The organism is Pseudomonas parakoreensis (genome assembly GCF_021602155.1).
GTDB lineage: Bacteria > Pseudomonadota > Gammaproteobacteria > Pseudomonadales > Pseudomonadaceae > Aquipseudomonas > Aquipseudomonas parakoreensis.
Genome location: NZ_BQHY01000013.1, coordinates 78,944 through 102,079 on the forward strand (window position 1 = coordinate 78,944; position 23,136 = coordinate 102,079).

Annotated in this window: 22 protein-coding genes and 1 tRNA gene; 9 read left to right on the plus strand and 14 right to left on the minus strand. The window is 60.4% G+C overall.

Annotation, left to right across the window (positions count from 1 at the left end):
- Positions 1 to 77: 77 nt before the first annotated feature.
- From prpF to L6D63_RS20380, 5 genes are all read right to left on the minus strand, one after another.
- Positions 78 to 1,280, minus strand: a complete 1,203-nt coding sequence (gene prpF / locus L6D63_RS20360) for a 2-methylaconitate cis-trans isomerase PrpF (protein WP_131670038.1) — start codon at positions 1,278 to 1,280, stop codon at positions 78 to 80.
- Positions 1,281 to 1,334: 54 nt separating this feature from the next.
- Entirely contained in the window at positions 1,335 to 3,929 is a 2,595-nt protein-coding gene (gene acnD / locus L6D63_RS20365; RefSeq protein WP_131670037.1) for a Fe/S-dependent 2-methylisocitrate dehydratase AcnD, read from the minus strand.
- 172 nt (positions 3,930 to 4,101) lie between these two features.
- On the minus strand, positions 4,102 to 5,229 hold the full coding sequence (prpC, locus tag L6D63_RS20370; protein ID WP_047292992.1) for a bifunctional 2-methylcitrate synthase/citrate synthase: 1,128 nt from the start codon (positions 5,227 to 5,229) through the stop codon (positions 4,102 to 4,104).
- Between the two features lie 146 nt (positions 5,230 to 5,375).
- Entirely contained in the window at positions 5,376 to 6,266 is an 891-nt protein-coding gene (gene prpB, locus L6D63_RS20375) for a methylisocitrate lyase (RefSeq protein WP_041067638.1), read from the minus strand.
- The gene (locus L6D63_RS20380) at positions 6,263 to 6,985 is read right to left on the minus strand and encodes a GntR family transcriptional regulator (protein ID WP_174377155.1); all 723 of its coding nucleotides are present in this window, start codon (positions 6,983 to 6,985) and stop codon (positions 6,263 to 6,265) included. Before L6D63_RS20380 ends, prpB begins: the two co-directional genes overlap by 4 nt.
- A gap of 403 nt (positions 6,986 to 7,388) precedes the next feature.
- Between L6D63_RS20380 and rloA the strand changes: the two genes are divergently transcribed.
- The 4 genes from rloA to pabB all read left to right on the plus strand — a co-directional run bounded on the left by rloA (position 7,389) and on the right by pabB (position 12,007).
- Complete coding sequence (gene rloA, locus L6D63_RS20385) at positions 7,389 to 7,925, plus strand: retropepsin-like aspartic peptidase RloA (RefSeq protein ID WP_025110318.1); 537 nt, start codon at positions 7,389 to 7,391, stop codon at positions 7,923 to 7,925.
- A gap of 5 nt (positions 7,926 to 7,930) precedes the next feature.
- Positions 7,931 to 9,466, plus strand: a complete 1,536-nt coding sequence (gene rloB, locus L6D63_RS20390) for an osmotic stress tolerance membrane protein RloB (protein WP_041067624.1) — start codon at positions 7,931 to 7,933, stop codon at positions 9,464 to 9,466.
- Positions 9,466 to 10,452: an alpha-L-glutamate ligase-like protein gene (locus tag L6D63_RS20395; protein WP_041067621.1), complete on the plus strand. Its 987-nt coding sequence runs from the start codon at positions 9,466 to 9,468 to the stop codon at positions 10,450 to 10,452. The genes rloB and L6D63_RS20395 overlap by 1 nt, the downstream gene beginning before the upstream one ends.
- A 211-nt stretch (positions 10,453 to 10,663) precedes the next feature.
- The gene (gene pabB / locus L6D63_RS20400; protein ID WP_121184480.1) at positions 10,664 to 12,007 is read left to right on the plus strand and encodes an aminodeoxychorismate synthase component I; all 1,344 of its coding nucleotides are present in this window, start codon (positions 10,664 to 10,666) and stop codon (positions 12,005 to 12,007) included.
- A 118-nt stretch (positions 12,008 to 12,125) separates the two neighbouring features.
- On the opposite strand, the gene thrH is transcribed toward pabB, so the two are convergent.
- On the minus strand, positions 12,126 to 12,743 hold the full coding sequence (gene thrH / locus L6D63_RS20405) for a bifunctional phosphoserine phosphatase/homoserine phosphotransferase ThrH (protein ID WP_041067615.1): 618 nt from the start codon (positions 12,741 to 12,743) through the stop codon (positions 12,126 to 12,128).
- A gap of 163 nt (positions 12,744 to 12,906) precedes the next feature.
- On the opposite strand from thrH, the gene L6D63_RS20410 reads away from it, so the two are divergent.
- The 3 genes from L6D63_RS20410 (at position 12,907) to L6D63_RS20420 (ending at position 16,543) form a co-directional block, all read left to right on the plus strand.
- Positions 12,907 to 13,641 carry a phosphoadenylyl-sulfate reductase gene (locus L6D63_RS20410; RefSeq protein WP_047292986.1) on the plus strand — a complete coding sequence of 245 codons (735 nt, stop codon included), beginning with the start codon at positions 12,907 to 12,909 and terminating at the stop codon, positions 13,639 to 13,641.
- 580 nt (positions 13,642 to 14,221) lie between these two features.
- Positions 14,222 to 15,760: an NCS1 family nucleobase:cation symporter-1 gene (locus L6D63_RS20415; protein ID WP_047292984.1), complete on the plus strand. Its 1,539-nt coding sequence runs from the start codon at positions 14,222 to 14,224 to the stop codon at positions 15,758 to 15,760.
- A 54-nt stretch (positions 15,761 to 15,814) separates the two neighbouring features.
- Complete coding sequence (locus L6D63_RS20420) at positions 15,815 to 16,543, plus strand: aspartate/glutamate racemase family protein (RefSeq protein WP_047292982.1); 729 nt, start codon at positions 15,815 to 15,817, stop codon at positions 16,541 to 16,543.
- 133 nt (positions 16,544 to 16,676) lie between these two features.
- Here L6D63_RS20420 and L6D63_RS20425 read toward each other — a convergent pair whose 3' ends face one another.
- A complete protein-coding gene (locus L6D63_RS20425) occupies positions 16,677 to 17,603 on the minus strand; it encodes a LysR family transcriptional regulator (RefSeq protein ID WP_095669232.1) in 927 nt (308 codons plus the stop codon).
- Positions 17,604 to 17,729: 126 nt separating this feature from the next.
- Between L6D63_RS20425 and L6D63_RS20430 the strand changes: the two genes are divergently transcribed.
- Positions 17,730 to 18,476: a 3-oxoacyl-ACP reductase family protein gene (locus L6D63_RS20430; RefSeq protein ID WP_047292979.1), complete on the plus strand. Its 747-nt coding sequence runs from the start codon at positions 17,730 to 17,732 to the stop codon at positions 18,474 to 18,476.
- A gap of 79 nt (positions 18,477 to 18,555) precedes the next feature.
- On the opposite strand, the gene L6D63_RS20435 is transcribed toward L6D63_RS20430, so the two are convergent.
- The 7 genes from L6D63_RS20435 to L6D63_RS20465 all read right to left on the minus strand — a co-directional run bounded on the left by L6D63_RS20435 (position 18,556) and on the right by L6D63_RS20465 (position 22,043).
- Positions 18,556 to 19,251: an HAD-IA family hydrolase gene (locus tag L6D63_RS20435; RefSeq protein WP_131670036.1), complete on the minus strand. Its 696-nt coding sequence runs from the start codon at positions 19,249 to 19,251 to the stop codon at positions 18,556 to 18,558.
- A gap of 273 nt (positions 19,252 to 19,524) precedes the next feature.
- Positions 19,525 to 19,692, minus strand: coding sequence for a hypothetical protein (locus L6D63_RS20440; RefSeq protein WP_174377150.1), 168 nt, complete (start codon positions 19,690 to 19,692; stop codon positions 19,525 to 19,527).
- A gap of 123 nt (positions 19,693 to 19,815) precedes the next feature.
- Positions 19,816 to 20,241, minus strand: coding sequence for a YMGG-like glycine zipper-containing protein (locus L6D63_RS20445; RefSeq protein WP_041067599.1), 426 nt, complete (start codon positions 20,239 to 20,241; stop codon positions 19,816 to 19,818).
- Positions 20,242 to 20,372: 131 nt separating this feature from the next.
- Positions 20,373 to 20,741, minus strand: a complete 369-nt coding sequence (locus L6D63_RS20450; protein WP_007960728.1) for a glycine zipper domain-containing protein — start codon at positions 20,739 to 20,741, stop codon at positions 20,373 to 20,375.
- Between the two features lie 326 nt (positions 20,742 to 21,067).
- Complete coding sequence (locus L6D63_RS20455) at positions 21,068 to 21,256, minus strand: hypothetical protein (RefSeq protein WP_041067596.1); 189 nt, start codon at positions 21,254 to 21,256, stop codon at positions 21,068 to 21,070.
- Positions 21,257 to 21,470: 214 nt separating this feature from the next.
- Positions 21,471 to 21,791, minus strand: a complete 321-nt coding sequence (locus tag L6D63_RS20460) for a YbjQ family protein (protein ID WP_007960724.1) — start codon at positions 21,789 to 21,791, stop codon at positions 21,471 to 21,473.
- A 162-nt stretch (positions 21,792 to 21,953) separates the two neighbouring features.
- Positions 21,954 to 22,043 (minus strand) — tRNA-Ser (locus L6D63_RS20465).
- A gap of 295 nt (positions 22,044 to 22,338) precedes the next feature.
- On the opposite strand from L6D63_RS20465, the gene L6D63_RS20470 reads away from it, so the two are divergent.
- Positions 22,339 to 23,028: a crotonase/enoyl-CoA hydratase family protein gene (locus L6D63_RS20470; RefSeq protein WP_095667100.1), complete on the plus strand. Its 690-nt coding sequence runs from the start codon at positions 22,339 to 22,341 to the stop codon at positions 23,026 to 23,028.
- Positions 23,029 to 23,136 lie beyond the last annotated feature (108 nt).

A 23,136-nucleotide genomic window follows, 5' to 3' on the forward strand; every position in this document is an offset into this window, starting at 1 on the left:
TTTGATTTTGCTTTTCAAGATCAAGATCAAAAGATCGCAGCCTGCGGCAGCTCCTACAGTTCTGTTCGGTGTTGGATTCAGAAGGAGTCGCCAGGGATGCGCACGTAGCCTTCCATGAGGACGCGCGCACTGCGACTCATGATGGCTTTTTTCACCACCCACTCACCGTTTTCCAGGCTGGCTTCGGCACCGACGCGCAAGGTCCCGGACGGGTGGCCGAAGCGCACGGCATTGCGTTCGATACCGCCCGCCGCAAGATTCACCAGCGTCCCGGAAATCGCCGCCGCCGTGCCGATAGCCACCGCTGCCGTGCCCATCATCGCGTGGTGCAGTTTGCCCATCGACAATGCACGCACCAGCAGATCGACATCAGCGGCAGCAATCGATTTGCCGCTGGACGCGACGTAATCCGCAGGCTTGGCGACGAACGCGACTTTCGGCGTGTGCTGCCGCTTCGCTGCTTCATCCAGAGTCGAAATCAGGCCCATGCGCAACGCACCGTAGGCGCGGATGGTTTCGAACATCTGCAGCGCTTTCGGGTCGCTGTTGATCGCGCCTTGCAGCTCGGTGCCGGTGTAGCCGATGTCTGCGGCGTTGACGAAAATCGTCGGGATCCCGGCGTTGATCATGGTCGCCTGGAACGTGCCGACACCCGGCACCTCCAGCTGATCGATCAGGTTGCCGGTGGGAAACATCGAACCGCCGCCGCCCTCTTCTTCCGCCGCCGGGTCCATGAATTCGACCTGCACTTCGGCGGCCGGAAAGGTCACGCCGTCGAGTTCGAAATCACCGGTCTCCTGCACTTCGCCGTTGGTGATCGGCACATGGGCGATGATGGTCTTGCCGATGTTGGCCTGCCACACGCGCACCACCGCGACACCGTTGTGCGGAATGCGGCTGGCCTCCACCAGACCGTTGCTGATGGCGAACGAACCGACCGCTGCCGAGAGGTTGCCGCAGTTGCCGCTCCAGTCCACGAACGGTTTGTCGATGGAGACCTGACCGAACAGGTAATCGACGTCGTGATCAGCCTTGATGCTTTTCGACAGGATCACGGTTTTGCTGGTGCTTGAGGTGGCGCCGCCCATGCCGTCGATCTGCTTGTCGTACGGGTCGGGGCTGCCGATCACCCGCAGCAGCAAGGCATCGCGGGCCGGGCCGGGAATCTGCGCGGTTTCGGGAAGATCCTTGAGGCTGAAAAACACGCCTTTGCTGGTGCCGCCGCGCATGTAGGTGGCGGGTATTTTTATCTGCGGTGCGAAATGAGCTGCGTGAGCCATGGTTGCTCCTCAAAGCACCAAGGGATTCATCATCCCTTGGTCGCTTAACTTGTTTTAAACGGCAACCGCCGACTCTTCGAGGAAGTCCTGGGCGAAGCGTTGCAACACGCCGCCGGCCTCGTAGATCGACACTTCTTCCGCGGTGTCGAGGCGGCAGGTCACTGGCACTTCAACGCGCTCGCCATTCTTGCGGTGGATTACCAGCGTCAGGTCGGCACGCGGGGTGCGGGCGCCGATCACGTCGTAGGTTTCGCTGCCGTCGATGGCCAGCGTGTGACGGTCGGTACCCGGTTTGAACTCCAGCGGCAACACGCCCATGCCCACCAGGTTGGTGCGGTGGATACGCTCGAAGCCTTCGGCGACGATCGCTTCCACGCCTGCCAGGCGCACACCTTTCGCCGCCCAGTCGCGGGACGAGCCCTGGCCGTAGTCGGCGCCGGCAATGATGATCAACGGCTGCTTGCGCTCCATGTAGGTTTCGATGGCTTCCCACATGCGCATCACCTTGCCTTCCGGCTCGACCCGCGCCAGCGAACCCTGCTTGACCTTGCCGTTTTCCTGGACCATTTCGTTGAACAGTTTCGGGTTGGCGAAGGTTGCACGCTGCGCGGTCAGGTGGTCGCCGCGGTGCGTGGCGTAGGAGTTGAAGTCCTCTTCCGGCAGGCCCATTTTCGCCAGGTATTCGCCGGCGGCGCTGTCGAGCATGATCGCGTTCGATGGCGACAGGTGATCGGTGGTGATGTTGTCCGGCAGCACCGCCAGCGGGCGCATGCCCTTGAGCGGACGTGCCCCGGCCAGCGCGCCTTCCCAGTACGGCGGCCGACGGATGTAGGTGCTCATCTCGCGCCAGTCGTACAGCGGCGCGACCTTCGGGCCGGTGTCTTCGTGGACGGCAAACATCGGGATGTAGACCTGCCGGAACTGCTCAGGCTTGACCGAAGATTTCACCACCGCGTCGATTTCTTCGTCGCTCGGCCAGATGTCTTTCAGGCGGATTTCCTTGCCATCGACCACGCCCAGCACGTCTTTTTCAATGTCGAAACGGATGGTCCCGGCGATGGCGTAAGCGACCACCAGCGGCGGCGACGCGAGGAACGCCTGTTTGGCGTACGGGTGAATGCGGCCGTCGAAGTTGCGGTTGCCGGAGAGCACAGCAGTCGCATACAGATCGCGGTCGATGATCTCTTGCTGGATCACCGGATCGAGTGCGCCGGACATGCCGTTGCAGGTGGTACAGGCAAACGCGACGACGCCGAAACCGAGTTGTTCCAGCTCCGTGGTCAGCCCCGCTTCGTCGAGGTACAGCGCCACGGTTTTCGAACCCGGCGCCAGCGAGGATTTGACCCACGGCTTGCGCGTCAGCCCCAGCTTGTTGGCGTTACGCGCCAAGAGGCCGGCGGCGATCACGTTGCGCGGGTTGCTGGTATTGGTGCAGCTGGTGATCGCGGCGATGATCACCGCGCCGTCAGGCATTTGCCCCGGCACGTCGTCCCACTGCCCGGAGATGCCTTTGGCCGCCAGATCCGCTACCGCCACACGGGCGTGCGGGTTGCTCGGGCCGGCCATGTTGCGCACCACCGAAGACAGATCGAAACTCAGGCCACGCTCGTATTGCGCGCCTTTCAGGCTGTCGGCCCACAAGCCGTTGAGTTTGGCGTACTGCTCGACCAACTGCACTTGCTGGTCTTCACGGCCAGTGAGTTTCAGGTAGTCGATGGTCTGCTGGTCGATGTAGAACATCGCCGCCGTGGCGCCGTATTCCGGGGCCATGTTGGAGATGGTCGCACGGTCGCCAAGGGTCAGCGCGGAGGCACCTTCGCCGAAGAACTCCAGCCAGGCGCCAACGACTTTCTGTTTGCGCAGGTACTCGGTCAGGGCCAGCACCATGTCGGTGGCGGTGATGCCCGGTTGCAGCTTGCCGGTCAGTTCAACGCCGACGCTTTCCGGCAGGCGCATCCACGAGGCGCGACCGAGCATCACGCTCTCGGCTTCGAGGCCACCGACGCCGATGGCGATCACGCCCAGTGCATCGACGTGCGGGGTATGGCTGTCGGTGCCGACGCAGGTGTCGGGGAACGCCACGCCGTCGCGCACCTGGATCACCGGAGACATTTTCTCCAGGTTGATCTGGTGCATGATGCCGTTGCCCGGCGGGATCACGTCGACGTTCTTGAAGGCCTTTTTTGTCCAGTTGATGAAGTGGAAACGGTCTTCGTTGCGCCGGTCTTCGATGGCGCGGTTCTTCTCGAACGCCTGCTTGTCGAAACCGCCCGCTTCCACCGCCAGCGAGTGGTCGACGATCAGTTGCGTCGGCACCACCGGGTTGACTTGCGCCGGGTCTCCACCCTGCTGGGCAATCGCGTCACGCAGGCCGGCGAGGTCCACGAGTGCGGTCTGGCCGAGAATGTCGTGGCAGACCACGCGCGCCGGGAACCACGGGAAGTCGAGGTCGCGCTTGCGTTCGATCAGTTGCTTGAGGGAGTCGGTGAGCGTGGCCGGGTCGCAGCGACGCACCAGGTTCTCCGCCAGCACGCGGGAGGTGTACGGCAGGGTGTCGTAACTGCCGGGCTGAATCGCCTCGACGGCCGCACGGACGTCGAAATAATCCAGGGAACTGCCGGGCAGGTTTTTGCGGAATGCTGTGTTCATCGGGTCAGGACTCGGGTCACGGTGGTTTCAAAGGGAGAGCCCTCCACACCGCCCCCTGTAGGAGCTGCCGAAGGCTGCGATCTTTTGATCTTGATCTTGAAAAACAAAATCAAAAGATCGCAGCCTTCGGCAGCTCCTACAGGGGTTGCGCTTTGTGGCTGGCCCTCACCATTCAGCGACGTTCGATTGGCACGAACTTGCGCTGTTCAACGCCGACGTACTCGGCGCTCGGACGGATGATGCGGTTGTTGGCACGCTGTTCGAACACGTGCGCGGCCCAGCCGGTCAGGCGCGAGCAGACGAAAATCGGCGTGAACAGCTTGGTCGGAATGCCCATGAAGTGATACGCCGAGGCATGGTAGAAGTCGGCATTGGGGAACAGTTTCTTCTGCTCCCACATGGTCTTGTCGATGGCTTCGGAAACCGCGAACAACACCTTGTCACCGACTTCGTCAGCGAGTTTTTTCGACCAGCCCTTGATCACCTCGTTGCGCGGATCGCTGTCCTTATAGATCGCGTGGCCGAAGCCCATGATCTTGTCCTTGCGCTCCAGCATGCCGAGGGTGCCCTTGATCGCCTCTTCCGGCGACGAGAAGCGCTCGATCATTTCCATCGCCGCTTCGTTGGCGCCGCCGTGCAGCGGGCCGCGCAACGAACCGATCGCTGCAGTGACGCAGGAATACAGGTCGGACAGGGTCGATGCGCAAACACGAGCGGTAAACGTCGAGGCGTTGAATTCGTGTTCGGCGTAGAGGATCAGCGACACGTTCATCACTTTGACGTGCAGTTCGCTCGGTTTCTTGTCGTGCAACAGGTGCAGGAAGTGGCCGCCAATCGATGGCTCATCACTGACGCAGTTGATGCGTTTGCCGTCGTGACTGAAGCGATACCAGTAGCACATGATCGCCGGGAAAGCGGCGAGCAGACGATCGGTCTTGTCGCGCTGCTCGGAGAAATCTTTCTCCGGTTCGAGGTTGCCGAGGAACGAACAACCGGTGCGCATGACGTCCATCGGGTGAGCGTCGGCAGGGATGCGTTCGAGCACTTCTTTCAGTGCTGGCGGCAGATCGCGCAGCTTGCTCAGCTTTTGCTGGTAGGCGTCGAGTTGCGCCTGGGTCGGCAGTTCGCCGTACAGCAGCAGGTACGCCACTTCTTCGAACTGCGCGTCGGCTGCCAGTTCACGCACGTCGTAGCCGCGATAAGTCAGCCCGGCACCGGCCTGGCCCACGGTGGACAGTGCGGTTTGCCCGGCAACCTGGCCCCGGAGCCCGGCGCCACTGAGTACTTTTGCTTCGGCCATTGCTGTCTCCAATCTTGAATTTGTTAGGGAATCTGCAATTACGGTGTTGTTGGCAAAAGATCGCAGCCTTCGGCAGCTCCTGCATCGACCGCATTCCTGTAGGAGCTGTCGAGTGAAACGAGGCTGCGATCTTTTGATCTTCGCCTTTATTTTTTTGCGGCAAACAACGCATCGAGCTTCTGCTCGAAGGTGTGGTAGTCGATGCGATCGTAAAGCTCCATGCGTGTCTGCATGGTGTCGATGACATTCTGCTGGGTGCCGTCGCGGCGGATCGCGGTGTAGACGTTTTCCGCTGCCTTGTTCATCGCGCGGAACGCCGACAGCGGGTACAGCACCAGCGACACATCGGCGCCAGCCAGTTGCTCGGTGGTGTACAGCGGTGTCGAGCCGAACTCGGTGATGTTGGCGAGGATCGGTGCCTTCACGCGGTTGGCGAACAGCTTGTACATCTCAAGTTCGGTGATGGCTTCCGGGAAGATCATGTCGGCGCCGGCCTCGATGCACGCGGCGGCGCGATCCAGTGCCGACTCCAGGCCTTCAACCGCCAGCGCGTCAGTGCGCGCCATGATCACAAAGCTGTCATCGGTACGGGCATCGACCGCTGCCTTGATGCGGTCGACCATTTCCTGCTGGGTGACGATTTCCTTGTTCGGACGGTGGCCGCAGCGCTTGGCGCCGACCTGGTCTTCGATGTGAATCGCCGCCGCGCCGAACTTGATCATCGACTTCACGGTGCGCGCCACGTTGAACGCCGAGGCGCCGAAACCGGTGTCGACGTCCACCAGCAGCGGCAAGTCGCAGACGTCGGTAATGCGCCGCACGTCGGTCAGCACGTCATCCAGGCCGGTGATGCCCAGGTCCGGCACGCCAAGCGAGCCTGCGGCCACCCCGCCACCGGACAGGTAGATCGCCTTGAAACCGGCACGCTTGGCCAGCAGCGCGTGGTTGGCGTTGATCGCGCCGACCACCTGCAATGGATGCTCGCTGGCGACCGCATCGCGGAAACGCTGGCCTGGAGTGTTCTGCTTGGAACTCATGACTCACCTCGTTCAGTGGCTGTCTTATTGTCGGCGCCGTCCTGGTAATGACGGGCGATGTTGCGTTTCGAGGCGCCGATGTGGCGGCGCATCAACAATTCCGCGAGCTCGCCGTCACGGTCGGCGATGGCATCGAGAATCCGGTGGTGTTCGGCAAACGCCTGACGTGGCCGATTGGGCGTGGTGGAAAACTGGATGCGGTACATGCGCACCAGTTGATACAACTCGCCGCAGAGCATCTGGGTCAGGGTGCGATTGCCGCTGCCCTGAATGATTCGATAGTGAAAGTCGAAATCGCCTTCCTGCTGGTAATAGCCGACGCCGGCCTGAAACGCCGCGTCGCGCTCGTGGGTTTCCAGCACCCGGCGCAGTTCGTCGATGTCTTCGACGCTCATGCGCTCGGCCGCCAGACGGCAGGCCATGCCTTCAAGGGATTCGCGGATTTCGTAGAGTTCGAGCAATTCGGCATGGCTGAGCGACACCACTCGCGCGCCGACATGCGGTACGCGCACCAGCAGGCGTTGACCTTCAAGCCGATGAATGGCCTCGCGCAGCGGCCCGCGGCTGATGCCGTAGGTGCGCGCCAGCTCCGGCTCGGAGATCTTGCTGCCGGGGGCGATCTCACCTTTGACGATGGCCGCCTGGATGCGCCGGAAGACGTTTTCCGAGAGCGTCTCGGAATCGTCGCCGCTGATGACCGGGGGATCGAGTTGATCCAGCATGATTGTCGACACCTTCAAATCCAATGCGGCAAAAACTAGCCAATTAGCTGGCCCCAGTCAAAGGATAAATGGATATTGTCGACAATCGTCTAATAACCCTACGCGACCCTTCATTAGCGCTTAACCCTGTGGGAGCGAGCTTGCTCGCGAAGACGTACTGACATTCAACATCAATGTCGACTGATCTACCGCTTTCGCGAGCAAGCTCGCTCCCACAGGAATTGCGAAGGGGTATAACCGGCGCGAGCGCTGGCGCCATAAAACCACCGTGCTAGAATGCCGCCCGCATTTGCTGGCCATTTGTACGGCTTGTCATAAAAAGCTGATAGGCACACGCAGGCGCTTGCGCAAGTTTTGCCAGGAACCTGAACCGTAAACGGAACGCTGCGCACCAGGATTTATGAGACTCAAGCCCTTCCCCACATTTTTTGCGCTGTTTTGCCTGCCCGGCCTCGCCGCGGCGGGGGAAAAAACCGTGTACGGCCTCAACGAATATGCATCGCTTGACGGCATCAATCTGCAAGTCGCGGCCAAACTCGACACCGGCGCCAAAACCGCCTCACTGAGTGCCCGCGACATCAAACGCTTCAAACGCAATGGCGAGTCGTGGGTGCGTTTCTACCTGGCGATCGACGCTGCGCATTCGCACCCGATCGAACGGCCGCTGGCCCGGGTCAGCAAGATCAAGCGCCGCGCCGGCGACTACGACCCGGAAGAAGGCAAGAAGTACACCGCGCGTCCGGTGATCGAGCTGGACATCTGCATGGGCACGGCGCTGCGCAGCATCGAAGTGAACCTGACCGACCGTAGTGCGTTCCAATACCCGCTTTTGATCGGCTCCGAAGCGCTGAAACGCTTCGACGCGCTGGTCGACCCCAGTCTTAAATACGCTGCCGGCAAACCCGCCTGCACCATCGCCGCTCATACCGCCGAGTAATTTCCATGCGTTCTCTAACCTTCCACCTGAAAATCCTGATCACCATTCTGGTGCTTCTGGGCGTTTCGGTTACGGCCTATCAGATTTTCGTGCTCGGCATCCCGGTGACCGAAGACGCTACCGACGACCTGTGGAACATCGACGCCAAAGTCGAGTTCGTCGCCAGCACCAAGGATCCGGTGAAAGTCCAGATGTTCGTGCCGCCGCTGAGCCGCGATTACGTCAGCCTCAACGAAAGCTTTATCTCCAATAATTACGGCGTGGCAGTCAACCGCGTCGACGGCAACCGCAAGGTCACCTGGTCCGCGCGCCGGGCCAAGGGCAACCAGACCCTTTATTACCGTCTGGTGCTGACCAAACGCTATACCGCAGAAAAATCCAAGATCAAAGGCCCGACCTTCCGCGACAGCATCGCCATCGAAGGCCCGGAAAAAATCGCCGCCGAAGCCCTGCTCGCACCGATCCGCCAGCACTCGGCTGACGTCGAGACCTTCATCGGCGAAGCGATCAAACGCGTCAACAACGTCAACGACGACAACGTCAAACTGCTGCTGGCCGGCGACCCGTCAACGCCGCACAAGGCGAAGATCGTCGAACTGCTGTTGTCGATCGCCCACGTACCGGTAGAAAAAGTCCACACCATCCGCCTCGTTGCCGATCAACCGCAAACCCCGGAGCTGTGGCTGCGCAGCTTCAATGGCAACGACTGGCTGTACTTCAATCCGGAAACCGGTGAGCAAGGGCTGCCGACCGACCGCCTGCTGTGGTGGACCGGTGATGAAAACCTGATCACCGTCGACGGCGCGAAGAAAGCCAACGTGACCTTCAGCCTGAACAACAGCGAGATGAACGCGATTCGTCTGGCCAAGCTGACCGACGAAAACACCGATGCCAACTTCCTCGAATACTCGTTGTACGGCCTGCCGCTGCAGACCCAGCAGACGTTCATGATCATGGTGATGATCCCGATCGGCGTGCTGGTGATCCTGATCCTGCGCAACCTGATCGGCCTGCAGACCCTCGGCACCTTTACCCCGGTGCTGATCGCCCTGGCCTTCCGCGAAACGCAACTGGGCTTCGGCATCCTGCTGTTTACCGTGATCACCGCGCTGGGCCTGTCCTTACGGTCGTACCTGGAACACCTGAAGCTGCAGATGCTGCCGCGCCTGTCGGTGGTGTTGACCTTCGTGGTGGTGCTGATTGCCGCCATCAGCCTGTTCAGCCACAAGCTGGGGCTGGAGCGCGGTTTGTCGGTGGCGCTGTTCCCGATGGTGATTCTGACCATGACCATCGAACGCCTGTCGATCACCTGGGAAGAACGCGGCGCCAGCCATGCCATGAAAGTGGCGATCGGCACCCTGTTCGCCGCCTCGCTGGCCCACCTGATCATGACCGTGCCGGAGCTGGTGTACTTCGTGTTTACCTTCCCGGCGATCCTGCTGATTCTGGTCGGTTTCATGCTGGCGATGGGTCGCTATCGAGGTTACCGCCTGACCGAACTGGTGCGCTTCAAGGCTTTCCTGAAGAAGGCTGACGCCTGATGTTCGGTTTCTGGAAGACCTGGAAGGCTCTGGAGGCGCGGGGCATCATGGGCATCAATCGGCGTAACGCCGACTACGTGCTCAAGTACAACAAGCGCAGCCTGTACCCGATCGTCGATGACAAGATCATCACCAAGGAGCGCGCGATCGAGGCCGGCATTCATGTGCCGGAGCTGTATGGCGTGATCTCCACGGAGAAGGAAATCGACAAGCTCGACGCGATCATCGGCGGGCGCAACGATTTCGTGATCAAGCCGGCTCAAGGTGCGGGCGGTGACGGCATCATCGTCATCGCCGACCGCTTCGAAGGCCGCTATCGCACGGTCTCGGGCAAGATCCTTGCCCACGAAGAACTCGAGCACCACATCTCGAGCATTCTCACCGGCCTGTATTCGCTGGGCGGCCACCGCGACCGCGCGCTGATCGAATACCGGGTGACCCCGGATCAGATCTTCAAGAGCATCAGCTACGAAGGCGTGCCGGACATCCGCATCATCGTGTTGATGGGCTATCCGGTGATGGCCATGCTACGCCTGCCAACCCGTCAGTCCGGCGGCAAGGCCAACCTGCACCAGGGCGCCATCGGCGTCGGTGTCGATCTCGCCACCGGCCTGACCCTGCGCGGCACCTGGCTGAACAACATCATCAACAAACACCCCGACACCACCAACGCGGTGGACGGCGTGCAACTGCCCTACTGGGACGGTTTCATGAAACTCGCCGCCGGCTGTTATGAACTGTGCGGCCTGGGCTACATCGGTGTGGACATGGTGCTGGACCAGGAAAAAGGCCCGCTGATTCTCGAACTGAATGCGCGGCCGGGGCTGAATATCCAGATAGCCAACGACTGCGGGCTGACTCAGCGTACGCATGCAGTCGAAGCGCATCTGGAGGAGCTGAAGGCGCGTGGCGTGACCGAGTCGGTCGAGGAACGGGTGGCGTTTACTCAGGAGATGTTTGGGCATATTCCGGCGGTCGAGGGCTGATCCTTGTGGCGAGGGAGCTTGCTCCCGCTCGGCTGCGCAGCAGTCGTAAGATTTTTGGGGAGCGCTTCGCACTCCAACGGGAGCAAGCTCCCTCGCCACAGGTTGCTCGTCAGCCGCTGCGGATCTGCCAATCCCCGACATCCCCTCTAGGAGCAATTCCCGCAGAGGACTACAATCCCCACCCCGCCTCGATGGCCGATCTGCCCCGCCCATGTTGACCTGTTCCGTACACCCGCTGCCCTACCGTGCCAACCCCGCCGACTACTTCGCGGCCATCCGCCATGCGCCCGGCGCCGTGCTGCTCGACAGCGGCCGGCCAAGTGCCGACCGTGGCCGTTATGACCTGCTCAGCGCCTGGCCGCTGGCACAACTGGCGGTGTTGCCCGATGAAAGCGGCGACGTATTCCTGCAACGCCTGCGGGATAATCTGACTCGCCTGGGCGAAGCGCAACTGCCTGCGAGCCATGAACTGCCCTTCGCCGGCGGCCTGATCGGCTATCTGAGCTACGACTTCGGCCGACATCTCGAGAATCTGCCGAGCCTGGCCCGGGACGATCTGCAACTGCCCGACGCGCGGTTCGGCCTGTACGACTGGGCGCTGATCAGCGATCACCAGACCGCCACCAGTCAATTGGTGTTTCACCCGTCACTGGCCGACAGCGAGCGGCAACGACTGATTGCGCTGTTCAGCCAACCGACCTCAGCGGCGCTGATGCCGTTCAAGCTGCACACGCCGATGACTGCCGATCTTTCGCCGGACGACTATCGCCAGGCGCTGGAACGCATTCATCAATACATCCAGGCCGGCGACTGCTATCAGGTCAACTTCGCCCAGCGTTTCCGCGCAACCTGCCAAGGCGATCCATGGCTGGCTTACTGCGCGTTGCGCGAGGCTTGCCCGACACCGTTTTCCGGTTTCCAGAGCCTGCCCGACGGCGACGCGGTGTTGAGCCTGTCGCCAGAGCGCTTCGTCAAAGTCAGCCAGCGCCAGGTGGAAACCCGCCCGATCAAAGGCACTCGCCCGCGCGGTCTGACGCCTGCCGAAGACGCGGCCAACGCCGCCGAACTGCTGGCCAGCCCCAAGGATCGCGCGGAAAACCTGATGATTGTCGACCTGCTGCGCAACGACCTCGGCCGCACCTGCCGCATCGGCTCGGTGCGGGTACCGGAGCTGTTCAGCCTGGAAAGCTATCCCAACGTGCATCACCTGGTCAGCAGCGTGACCGGGGAACTGGCGGATGACCGCGACGCACTCGACCTGATCGCCGGCAGCTTCCCCGGCGGCTCGATCACCGGCGCCCCGAAGATCCGCGCGATGCAGATCATCGACGAACTGGAGCCGACGCGACGCGGGTTGTATTGCGGCTCGCTGCTGTACCTGGACGTACGCGGCGAGATGGACAGCTCCATCGCGATTCGCAGTCTGTTGGTCAAGGATGGGCAGGTGTGTTGCTGGGGGGGTGGCGGGATCGTGGCTGATTCGGATTGGCAGGCGGAGTATCAGGAGTCGATTACCAAGGTCCGAATCCTCCTCGAAACCCTGCAAAACCTCTGAATGACGCAACCCCTGTAGGAGCTGCCGAAGGCTGCGATCTTTTGATCCTGTTTTTAAACAATCAAGATCAAGATCAAAAGATCGCAGCCTTCGGCAGCTCCTACAGAGGGATTGAGGGTTACAAGGACAGGTCGCGGTTCGAAGCCTTGAGGAACTCCTGCTTCAGCTCGGCAAACGTATGCACCGCCGGGAACTGCGGGAACTCGCGAATCACGTTGTCCGGCGCATGGAACAGAATCCCCGCGTCCGCCTCGCCGAGCATGCTCGTATCGTTGTACGAATCGCCCGCCGCAATCACTCGGTAGTACAGGCTCTTGAATGCCAGTACCGACTGACGCTTGGGGTCTTTCTGACGCAGTTGATAACTGGTCACCCGCCCACTGTCGTCAGTGATCAGGCGATGGCAGAGCAAGGTCGGGAAGCCCAGTTGGCGCATCAGCGGCTGGGAGAATTCGTAGAAGGTGTCCGAGAGAATCACCACCTGGAAGCGCTCGCGCAGCCAGTCAACGAACTCCACCGCGCCGTCCAGCGGCTTGAGGGTGGCGATCACTTCCTGAATGTCCGAGAGCTTCAGGCCGTGCTCGTCGAGGATGCGCAGACGCTGCTTCATCAGCACGTCGTAATCGGGAATGTCCCGGGTCGTGGCCTTGAGGGATTCGATTCCGGTTTTTTCGGCGAAGGCGATCCAGATTTCCGGTACCAGTACCCCTTCAAGATCCAGGCAAGCAATTTCCACAAGACACTCCCGTTTGTAGTGATTATCGAGTCGAGCGAGCCCGAACTCTAGCGACTCCCCCGCGACCGCGCAACGCAGCGGGCGCCCCTTACTCCGCCGCTTTTTGTTACCATCGGCGCCATATAGAGCGCCCAGCGCCACCGACCTGTAGGAAGCCGCCCTGATGAGCCCAACGTTCGATGTCGTGGAACTCGCCACGACCTATGCCAACAAATCCGCCCAGGACATCCTGAAACTCGCGTTCGCCGAGTTCGGTGATGAACTGTGGATCTCTTTCAGTGGCGCCGAGGATGTGGTGCTGGTGGACATGGCCTGGAAGCTGAACAAGAACGTCAAGGTGTTCAGCCTCGACACCGGCCGCCTGCATCCGGAAACCTATCGCTTCATCGATCAGGTGCGCGAGCACTACAAGATCGATATCGAACTGGTGTCGCCGGACTACACGAAACTCGAACCGTTCGTGAAGGAAAAAGGCCTGTTCAGCTTCTACAGGGACGGTCATGGCGAATGCTGCGGCATCCGCAAGATCGAGCCGCTGCGCCGCAAACTGTCTGGCGTCAAAGCCTGGGCCACCGGCCAGCGTCGCGACCAGAGCCCGGGCACCCGCAGCGCCGTGGCGGTGCTGGAAATCGACACCGCGTTCTCCACCCCGGAACGCACCCTGTACAAATTCAACCCGCTGGCGCAAATGACCAGCGAAGAGATCTGGGGCTACATCCGCATGCTCGAGCTGCCCTACAACAGCCTGCATGAGCGCGGCTTCATCAGCATCGGCTGCGAACCCTGCACCCGCCCGGTCCTGCCGAACCAGCACGAACGCGAAGGCCGCTGGTGGTGGGAAGAAGCCACGCAGAAAGAGTGCGGGCTGCATGCGGGAAATATCATCAGCAAGGCCTGATCTCTAAATCCATTGACATCCCCTGTGGGAGCGAGCCTGCTCGCGAATGCGGAATCTCAGTCGACATCTTCGCTGACTGATTCAACGCATTCGCGAGCAGGCTCGCTCCCACTTTTTTGCACCTGTGCGACCTTAAAAATGTGTACACACGAATGTCACCATCGGTGCCATTTATGTGTGCACTTTTTGTTTTAGCGCCCTGAAAAGTTACATCCCTTGGCAAAACGCCTCTGTCTTGCCACCTCCGCAAAATCCCCCGCAAAAAATAAATACCTGTTCAATCGGTCAATTTATAACCAAATATTTTCAACCACTTAGCGTTCATTGATAACTTTTCGAAATGAGCGCAGCGCTCCATAGATCGCTAACTGGCACAGATCTGGCTTTGATGCATACATGTTTTGTATACAAAACTGCAAAACATCTATCCACACTTTCGATCCGCAAGCCTGAAGCGCCCTATCCCGTACAGGCTGCAGATGCCCCGTAACCAGTGATGTTTGCTGGCCGCGACGAAGATTTGTCGAGCCCTGAGCTCATGCACAGTCATCGCGGCCCCGCCCATCAGGAGCCTGCCGGAATGCGTACAAGTCTCTCCAACAACATCGCGTTGAATCTGCCCGCCTCTGCCCTCGACCAACCATCACCCGACGCGGCTCTGGCCGCCCCGCTACAACTGAGCCCACGCCTGCACAACAGTGACCTCGCACCGACCCGGGCCGAAGGTCGGCGCTGGGGCAAATACAGCATCTTCGCGCTGTGGACCAACGATGTGCACAACATCGCCAACTACTCGTTCGCCATCGGCCTGTATGCGTTGGGCCTGGGCGGCTGGCAGATTCTGCTGTCACTGGGGATCGGTGCGGCGCTGGTGTACTTCTTCATGAACCTGTCCGGCTACATGGGGCAGAAAACCGGGGTGCCGTTTCCGGTGATCAGCCGGATCAGTTTCGGCATTCACGGCGCGCAGATTCCGGCGTTGATTCGCGCGGTGATCGCCATCGCCTGGTTCGGCATTCAGACGTATCTGGCGTCGGTGGTATTTCGCGTGCTGCTGACGGCGATTCACCCCGGGTTCGCCGATTACGACCACAACTCGATTCTCGGCCTGTCAACGCTGGGCTGGGTGTGCTTCGTGGTGATCTGGTTCGTGCAACTGGCGATCCTCGCCTATGGCATGGAAATGGTCCGCCGTTACGAAGCCTTTGCCGGGCCGGTGATTCTGCTGACCGTCGCCGCGCTCGCCGCGTGGATGTACACCCAGGCCAATGCGACCATCGCCTGGTCGATCCGCGACCCGCTGACCGGTGGCGAGATGTGGCGCAACATCTTTGCCGGCGGCGCGCTGTGGCTGGCGATCTACGGCACGCTGATCCTGAATTTCTGCGACTTCGCCCGCTCCTCGCCATGCCGCAAAACCATCAAGGTCGGCAATTTCTGGGGCCTGCCGGTCAATATTCTGGTGTTCGCTGCCATCACCGTCCTGCTCTGCGGCGCGCAATTTCAGATCAACGGGCGGGTCATCGAAAGCCCGACCGAAATCATCGCTTCGATTCCCAACACATTCTTTCTGGTGCTCGGTTGCCTGGCGTTCCTGATCGTCACCGTGGCGGTGAACATCATGGCCAACTTCGTCGCCCCGGCCTTCGTGCTCAGCAACCTGGCGCCGAAATACCTGACCTTCCGCCGCGCCGGGCTCATCAGCGCGACCATCGCCGTGCTGATCCTGCCGTGGAACCTCTACAACAGCCCACTGGTAATCGTGTATTTCCTCTCAGGCCTCGGCGCCCTGCTCGGCCCGTTGTACGGCGTGATCATGGTCGACTACTGGCTGATCCGCAAAGGCCGGATCCACGTCCCGCAGTTGTACAGCGAAGATCCCGACGGTGCCTATTACTACAGCCGCGGGGTGAATTTCCGCGCGGTGGCGGCGTTCATTCCGGCAGCGCTGATTGCCATCGTCCTGGCGCTGGTCCCGGGTTTCCACAGCATTTCGCCATTCTCCTGGCTGGTGGGTGCCGGCATCGCCGCCCTGCTCTACCTGATCATCGCCAAGCGTCAGCCGCACTACGCCGACGTCAGCGGCGAATCCATCGCCGTCGATAACGTCAGCCATTAATTTCCTCGCGGCCCGGACTTCGGGCCGCTGAACTGCCCGCAATAAGGACTTCTCATGCGTATTCTTGTGGTCAACGTCAACACCACCGAATCCATCACCCAGGCCATCGCCCGCTCGGCGCAAGCGGTCGCTGCCCCCGGTACGGAAATCGTCGGTCTGACGCCGTTCTTCGGCGCCGACTCGGTGGAAGGCAATTTCGAAAGTTATCTGGCGGCCATCGCCGTGATGGATCGGGTGATGTCCTACGACCAACCGTTCGACGCGGTGATTCAGGCGGGTTACGGCGAACACGGTCGCGAAGGTTTGCAGGAACTGCTCAACGTGCCGGTGGTGGACATCACCGACGCCGCCGCCAGCACTGCGATGTTTCTCGGCCACGCCTATTCGGTGGTCACGACGCTGGATCGCACCGTGCCGCTGATCGAGGATCGGCTGAAACTGTCCGGCTTGTGGGATCGCTGTGCATCGGTGCGGGCCAGCGGTCTGGCGGTGCTGGAACTGGAGCACGAGCCACAACGGGCGCTGGAAGCCATCGTGCAACAGGCGGAACTGGCAGTCACCCAGGACAAGGCCGAAGTGATCTGTCTGGGCTGCGGCGGCATGGCCGGGCTGGACGAACAGATTCGTCGCCGTACCGGGGTGCCGGTGGTGGACGGCGTGACGGCGGCGGTGACCATTGCTGAATCGCTGGTGCGGCTGGGGTTGTCGACGTCCAAGGTGCGGACCTATGCGACGCCGCGGCCGAAACAGATCATAGGCTGGGCGGAGCGGTTTGCCCGGTAGACCGCGTTATCGTTCTTCGCGGGCAAGCCTCGCTCCCACAGGTTTCGCGTTGTATCACCATCATGTGAACGACGAAGAACCTGTGGGAGCGTGGCTTGCCCGCGATGGCCACACCTCGGTCCCAAAGTCCTGCTCAAACAGCACTGAACCGCTGCGCCAACCCCTTCTGAGCAAACTGCTCAATCACAAAATCGACAAACGCCCGAGTCTTGCCCGGCAACAATTTATGCTCGGCGTAGTAGATCGAAATGTTGCCGTCATCGATGTACCAGTCCGGCAGTACGCGCTGCAATGTGCCAGCCTCCAGATACCCTACGGCAAACGGCATGCTGACCAGCGCGATCCCCAGCCCCTGCGCTGCCGTGGCGCAGGCGGCTTCGGAGTCGCTCATGGTCATTCGCGTCTTCAGGGTCAAGGGCTGACAGAGCTGACTGCCGCTGCTGATCAACTGCCAGGAGCGCACACGACCGGTTTGCGGCGAACGAATCAGGATGCCATCGTGACGTTGCAGGTCGTCCGGTTCGGCAATCGCCTCGTGCTTTTGCAGGTAGTCAGCAGACGCCACCAACACACGATGCGCGGGTGCCAACTTGCGTGCGACCACGCCTTGGGGCAATTCAAAGCCCCCGCCAATCGCCGCGTCGAAACCCTGCCCAATCAAGTCGACCTGACGGTTATCAAAATGCCAGTCCGGGTTGATCGCCGGAAACCGACGTAAAAACTCTTGCAGCAACGGCACGATGTACAAACGCCCGAACACCGTGCCCATGCTGACTTTCAACGTCCCCGCCGGCAGTCCTTCCACACTCGACAGATTGGCCACCGCATTCTGAATCGTCGTCAAACTGCCACTGACCTGACTCAAAAACAGCTTGCCGGCCTCGGTCAGGGTCAGGCTGCGTGTACTACGCTGGAACAGCCGTACACCGAGCCGCACCTCGAGCTTCGCCACACTCTTGCCGACGGCGGCCGGGGTCAGGCTCAAGCGCCGGGCGGCCTCGGCAAAGCTGCCGACTTCGGCGCTGCGCACGAAGCATTCGATACTGCTGAAAGTTTCCATGATCGCCACTATAAACTTCTGGTTTACACAGACTATAGCAATCATGGGCTACACGGTTGTCGATGCGAGGCCGATACTCGGCTCCAACAACAAGGCACCCCGCCTTGAATTTTCTGGAGATCGAACATGACCACTCAACACCTCAGCGGCAAAGTCGCTCTGATTCAAGGCGGTTCCCGTGGTATCGGCGCCGCCATCGTCAAACGTCTGGCCGCCGAAGGCGCCGCTGTCGCATTCACCTACGTCAGCTCCACCGCCAAGGCCGAAGAATTGCAAAACAGCATCACCGCCAACGGCGGCAAAGCGTTGGCGATCAAGGCCGACAGCGCCGACGAAGGCGCTATCCGCAACGCCGTCAGCGCCACCGTCGACGCCTTTGGCCGCCTGGATATTCTGGTGAACAACGCCGGCGTCCTGGCCATCGCGCCGCTGGAAGACTTCAAACTGGAAGACTTCGACCAGACGCTGGCGATCAACGTACGCAGCGTGTTCATCGCTTCTCAGGAAGCCGCCAAGCACATGGGCGAAGGGTCGCGCATCGTCAACATCGGCAGTACCAACGCCGACCGCATGCCCTTCGGCGGTGGCGGTGTGTACGCGATGAGCAAATCGGCACTGGTCGGTTTGACCAAAGGCCTGGCCCGCGACCTCGGCCCGCGTGGCATCACCATCAACAACGTGCAACCCGGCCCGGTCGACACCGACATGAACCCCGCGCACGGTGATTTCGCTGAAAGCCTGATCCCGCTGATGGCGGTGGGCCGTTACGGTACTGCCGATGAAATCGCCGGTTTCGTCGCCTATCTGGTGGGCCCGGAAGCCGGCTACATCACTGGTGCCAGCCTGACCATAGACGGTGGTTTCGGCGCCTGATTGCGCTGAATCCCGGGTACAAAAAACGCCGCACCTCTTTACAGAGAGCGGCGTTTTTTATGGGCGCGTTACTGGGAGATCAAGCCCACTCCAGCGCTGGCAAACCGCAGGCACTCGGGGTGAACGCCTTGAGCGTGCGCAGAATCCCGTCGGCGTGAGCGTATTTTTCATCAGCCATGGCCGCGTCGGGAATCGCGATGGCCGTCATCCCCGCCGCTTTCGCAGCGGTAACGCCAAACGGCGAATCCTCGAACACCAGGCAATCCTCAGGCGCGACACCCAGACGCCGGGCCGCAGTGAGGAAGATGTCCGGCGCCGGCTTGGCTGCGCCGACTTCCGGGTCGTCCGCCGTGACAATGAAGTCGAACAGCGCAAACCAGTCGCGGTGCAAGGTGGTTTTCTGGCCGAACGACTGTCGCGACGAACTGGTGCCCACGGCGATCGGGATGTTGTGTGCCTTGAGGTGGCGAATCAGCTCCTCCGCGCCCGGCATCGCCTGAGCATTGGGAAAGCGTTCACGCATCAGCGGCTCGCGGATCACCAGAAACTCTTCAGCGCTGATCGGCAGATCAAGCGCCTGCACCACGTAGTTCGCCAGATCATTGGCGCCGCGACCGATGATGTTCTGTTTAACGCTCCAGTCGAAGGTCCGCCCGTAACGCTCGGCAATAAGCGAGGTGACCTCAGTGTAGATGCCCTCGGTGTCCAGCAGCAAACCGTCCATGTCGAAAATCACGGCCTTGATCGGGCCAAACGTCTTCATCGGTGCATTCATCATCGGATCCGTTATCAAAAACATCCCGGGCGGCGCGGCCGGCGCCGCTGCTTGGATCTGATTAATGGGTTCAGCAGCATAGCGAGGCCAGCAGACATTGAGCAACGGGCAATGCTTACCGGCCGTGGAATGACTCGCTGATGTTTAGCGAAATGCCCTACAGATAACGCCTGATTTCCCGACTTTTTTCCTTGTGATCCCCGCAAAGTCCGCGCACTTTTTTCAAGTGCGCGACTGAGTAGCCGGGCTATTCCTCATTGGACAGACAAGCAATCACTGCTCGTCCTCCTCCTCTTCATAATCATCCAAAGCCTCATCCGCATCATTCAACGGCACGGTCGCATCATCCATCAGCGACCCGGGATCCTCGTTGCCCGGATCATTGATAAACGGTAAACCGCTCGGGCCTTTTTCTTCCTTGCCTTCGGTTTCGGGCGTCATGGCAAACCTCTATGTCGGGTGGGTTGTATAACGTTCGAAAAGCCCTACAGCCAATCGTTCCAGTGTCCGACCGCCAGACACGAAAAACCCGGCACCAGGCCGGGTTTCCTTTCGAATATTCAATCAATGATGGCGGTTTTTGTGTTTGTACTTGTTGTGCTTGTGCCCCCCGCCGGAATGCCCGCTTCCGCCATCGTCACCCAGGTTGTTGCCCACCGCACCACCGGCTGCACCGCCCAAACCGGCACCGATGGCGGAGCCGGTGGAGCCGCCCAGGCTATTGCCAACCACCGAGCCGCCGGCAGCACCCAAGCCACCGCCAATGGCGGCTTCGGTGCGATTGTGTTTATTCGCTCCGACCGCGCTGCCTGCTGCGCCACCGACGCCTGCGCCAACCGCGGCACCAGTGCTGCCGCCGAGCTGGCCACCGACCACGTTACCGAGCACACCGCCCAGTCCGCCACCGACGGCGGCGCTACCATCGCCGGCGGCCATCGCACCTTGGGCGACCAGTAATCCGAAAAACAGTGCAGATAATGACAAACGCATTTGAACCTCACAGTTCCCGAATCGGGACGGAATGCCCACAGGGCCTATGTCAGATTGGAGACATTTTTCGGAAAAACGTTCAGCCATGAAAAAGCCCGGTCGAGCCGGGCTTTTTCTGACAACGTTCGCAATCAGTGACGCTTGTGACCTTTGGACAGGTTGGCGCCGACGGCACCACCGGCAGCGCCACCCAGGCCGGCGCCAATGGTCGCGCCATTTCGGCCGCCCAGGCTGTTGCCGATCACCGAACCACCGGCCGCGCCGACACCACCGCCGATAGCCGCCTTGGTGCGGCTGCCTTTGCCGGCGGCCATCGCACTGCCGGCCGCGCCTGCAACACCGGCACCAATCGCCGCGCCGGTGCTGCCGCCCATTTTCTGGCCGACCACATTACCCAGCGCACCACCCAGACCGCCGCCGAGTGCCGCAGTGCCTTCACCAGCCACCGCACCTTGAGCAACCAGAAGCCCCAGAACCAGAGCGGGCAATGTTAGACGCATGACAAAAACCTCAAAAATAGGGAGACCAAAAAGGGGCCGAGATTGAAAGCTGCCGACGCGCTGAAGTCCAGAAAAATCAGCTGCCGCCGAGCACTAGGCGCCGATTGGACAGCGTTTTTGCAAAAGGTTTTATTGCAGGCAAAAAAAAGCCCGCTGGGGAGACGGGCTGGAGACTTGCTTTCTAACGGATGGCTTCACCCTACGTCCGTGGACGTGAAAAGTTTGTGAAAAAAAACCGAATCTGCCCTATCACTTGTAGGAGATTTCCTTTCATAAACATCAGGCATAAAAAACCCCGTTAATAGACGGGGTTGTTTGGTCTCACCTTACTTTCTTGAACGGGCCGAAACCTTCGGAAGGAATTTGGCTTTCGGCCCCTTGGGCGTAGTGGACTTGATCTTGCCGGTCTGCACCGGGTCCTCGCCAAAGCCCGATTGGTACTCCGTCTGGCCGCAACGGACACAGTTGTTGAATGAAAACTCGGCTCCATCATCTTCGATATACGGATCAGTCATAGCCTCTCCCCTTTGCAATAGATCGACACCGGCAAAGCCCTTTTGCCCGAAAAAATATCGACCTCCAAGGCTTTTGAGACTAGCCGGTCATTACTGGACTTGTGGTTCAGTTCGACCGATGCCCGACGAATGGCCTACACCTCTTCAACATCCCAGTGCCCGAAGGCGCCCTGAAGCTTAAGGGATCCAAGCCATGGCGCTGACCTGCACAACCTCAACGCAACTTGACCGCTGTGCCGGTCGCGAACACCACAACCATGCCGCCCTTGCCCGCCGGCATACTGATCTCGAAATCCAGCCCGACCACCGCATCCGCCTGCAACGCTCGAGCCCGCTCCTTGATCTCGTCCGTCGCCTGAACCCGCGCCTCTTTCAACGCCCGCTCCAGCGTCTGCGAGCGCCCACCGAAAAAGTCGCGCATGCCGGCAAACAGATCACGAATCACATTGACGCCCTGCACCGACTCCGCGCTGACAATGTCCAGGTACGCGGTGATCTGGCGGCCTTCGATGGCGTGGGTGGTGGAGATGATCATGGGAACCGTCCTTTTTCTGCGGATAAAGTGGCGATTGTAATGTGCTATGACCCTCCTGGCCGAACACTGCCAGCGCAACTTGCGCAGCGGATTAAAATCCAGACGCCAGAAACCACAAAACCCCTGATCTCTTTCGAAATCAGGGGTTTTGTGTATTGAATTTGGCGGTGAAGGAGAGATTCGAACTCTCGATACAGTTTCCTGTATACACACTTTCCAGGCGTGCTCCTTAAGCCACTCGGACACTTCACCGTATCTCTTCAAACATGTTCTGTCTGTCGAGGCGCGCTAATGTAGTCGAAAGCTTTTCTGATGGCAAACTTTTTTTCAGAATTTTCATGCGCTTAAGGCATAAAGGCGTTTCGTCCCACCTTGGCCGATGGCAAACCGGACAATCTCTGGTGACGGCCACCCTTTTATATAGAAGCAGAACGGCGTGCTACGCCGGGCGCGGCCGGAAACGGTGACTGGTGGGTCAGTCACGGCGCTTTACCTGGCCTGCGGTGGTGGGTAACGTCTGCCCATCTTTCTTACAAGGAATAGCGTCATGAGTGAGTTGATTGCCTACCACCTCGAAGACGGTATCGCGACCCTGACCTTGAACAACGGCAAGGTCAATGCCATTTCCCCGGACGTGATTGCGGCGTTCAACGCGGCGCTGGATCAGGCGAAGACTGATCGTGCCATCGTGATCATTACCGGTCAGCCGGGAATTCTATCGGGCGGCTATGACTTGAAGGTGATGACCGCCGGGCCTAAAGAAGCCGTGGCGCTGGTCACTGCTGGCTCGACCCTCGCCCGCCGCCTGCTCTCTCATCCGTTCCCGGTGATTGTCGCCTGCCCTGGTCACGCGGTGGCCAAAGGCGCGTTCCTGCTGTTGTCTGCCGATTACCGCATCGGCGTTGAGGGCCCGTTCAGCATCGGCCTGAACGAAGTGCAGATCGGCATGACCATGCACCACGCCGGCATCGAGCTGGCCCGTGATCGCCTGCGTCGCTCGGCGTTCCACCGCTCGGTGATCAACGGCGAGATGTTTGATCCAAAAAGCGCGGTGGATGCCGGTTTCCTCGACAAGGTGGTGGCTGCCGAAGAGCTGCAAGGTGCAGCCCTGGCAGCAGCGCGTCAGTTGAAGAAGATCAACATGAACGCGCACAAGAACACCAAGCTCAAAGTGCGCAAGGCACTGCTCGAAGCCCTCGACAACGCGATCATTCAGGATCAGGAGCATCTGGGTTAAACCCACGCTTCCCAAGCCGAAGAAAAGCCCGACCGTCGTGTCGGGCTTTTTCCTGCGCGTTCGGTTGATCAAGCATCAACGGCTCTAGGACGGGTCTGACGGTCGACT

Coding starts and splice junctions, on each gene's coding strand:
- L6D63_RS20420 (WP_047292982.1), top strand. CDS start 15,815: ATGCGTATTCTTGTGGTCAACGTCAACACCACCGAATCCATCACCCAG.
- prpC (WP_047292992.1), bottom strand. CDS start 5,229: ATGGCCGAAGCAAAAGTACTCAGTGGCGCCGGGCTCCGGGGCCAGGTT.
- L6D63_RS20460 (WP_007960724.1), bottom strand. CDS start 21,791: ATGATCATCTCCACCACCCACGCCATCGAAGGCCGCCAGATCACCGCG.
- rloA (WP_025110318.1), top strand. CDS start 7,389: ATGAGACTCAAGCCCTTCCCCACATTTTTTGCGCTGTTTTGCCTGCCC.
- pabB (WP_121184480.1), top strand. CDS start 10,664: ATGTTGACCTGTTCCGTACACCCGCTGCCCTACCGTGCCAACCCCGCC.
- L6D63_RS20410 (WP_047292986.1), top strand. CDS start 12,907: ATGAGCCCAACGTTCGATGTCGTGGAACTCGCCACGACCTATGCCAAC.
- prpF (WP_131670038.1), bottom strand. CDS start 1,280: ATGGCTCACGCAGCTCATTTCGCACCGCAGATAAAAATACCCGCCACC.
- L6D63_RS20445 (WP_041067599.1), bottom strand. CDS start 20,241: ATGCGTTTGTCATTATCTGCACTGTTTTTCGGATTACTGGTCGCCCAA.
- L6D63_RS20435 (WP_131670036.1), bottom strand. CDS start 19,251: ATGAATGCACCGATGAAGACGTTTGGCCCGATCAAGGCCGTGATTTTC.
- L6D63_RS20455 (WP_041067596.1), bottom strand. CDS start 21,256: ATGACTGATCCGTATATCGAAGATGATGGAGCCGAGTTTTCATTCAAC.
- L6D63_RS20425 (WP_095669232.1), bottom strand. CDS start 17,603: ATGGAAACTTTCAGCAGTATCGAATGCTTCGTGCGCAGCGCCGAAGTC.
- L6D63_RS20395 (WP_041067621.1), top strand. CDS start 9,466: ATGTTCGGTTTCTGGAAGACCTGGAAGGCTCTGGAGGCGCGGGGCATC.
- acnD (WP_131670037.1), bottom strand. CDS start 3,929: ATGAACACAGCATTCCGCAAAAACCTGCCCGGCAGTTCCCTGGATTAT.
- rloB (WP_041067624.1), top strand. CDS start 7,931: ATGCGTTCTCTAACCTTCCACCTGAAAATCCTGATCACCATTCTGGTG.
- L6D63_RS20440 (WP_174377150.1), bottom strand. CDS start 19,692: ATGACGCCCGAAACCGAAGGCAAGGAAGAAAAAGGCCCGAGCGGTTTA.
- L6D63_RS20450 (WP_007960728.1), bottom strand. CDS start 20,741: ATGCGTCTAACATTGCCCGCTCTGGTTCTGGGGCTTCTGGTTGCTCAA.
- L6D63_RS20470 (WP_095667100.1), top strand. CDS start 22,339: ATGAGTGAGTTGATTGCCTACCACCTCGAAGACGGTATCGCGACCCTG.
- L6D63_RS20415 (WP_047292984.1), top strand. CDS start 14,222: ATGCGTACAAGTCTCTCCAACAACATCGCGTTGAATCTGCCCGCCTCT.
- L6D63_RS20430 (WP_047292979.1), top strand. CDS start 17,730: ATGACCACTCAACACCTCAGCGGCAAAGTCGCTCTGATTCAAGGCGGT.
- prpB (WP_041067638.1), bottom strand. CDS start 6,266: ATGAGTTCCAAGCAGAACACTCCAGGCCAGCGTTTCCGCGATGCGGTC.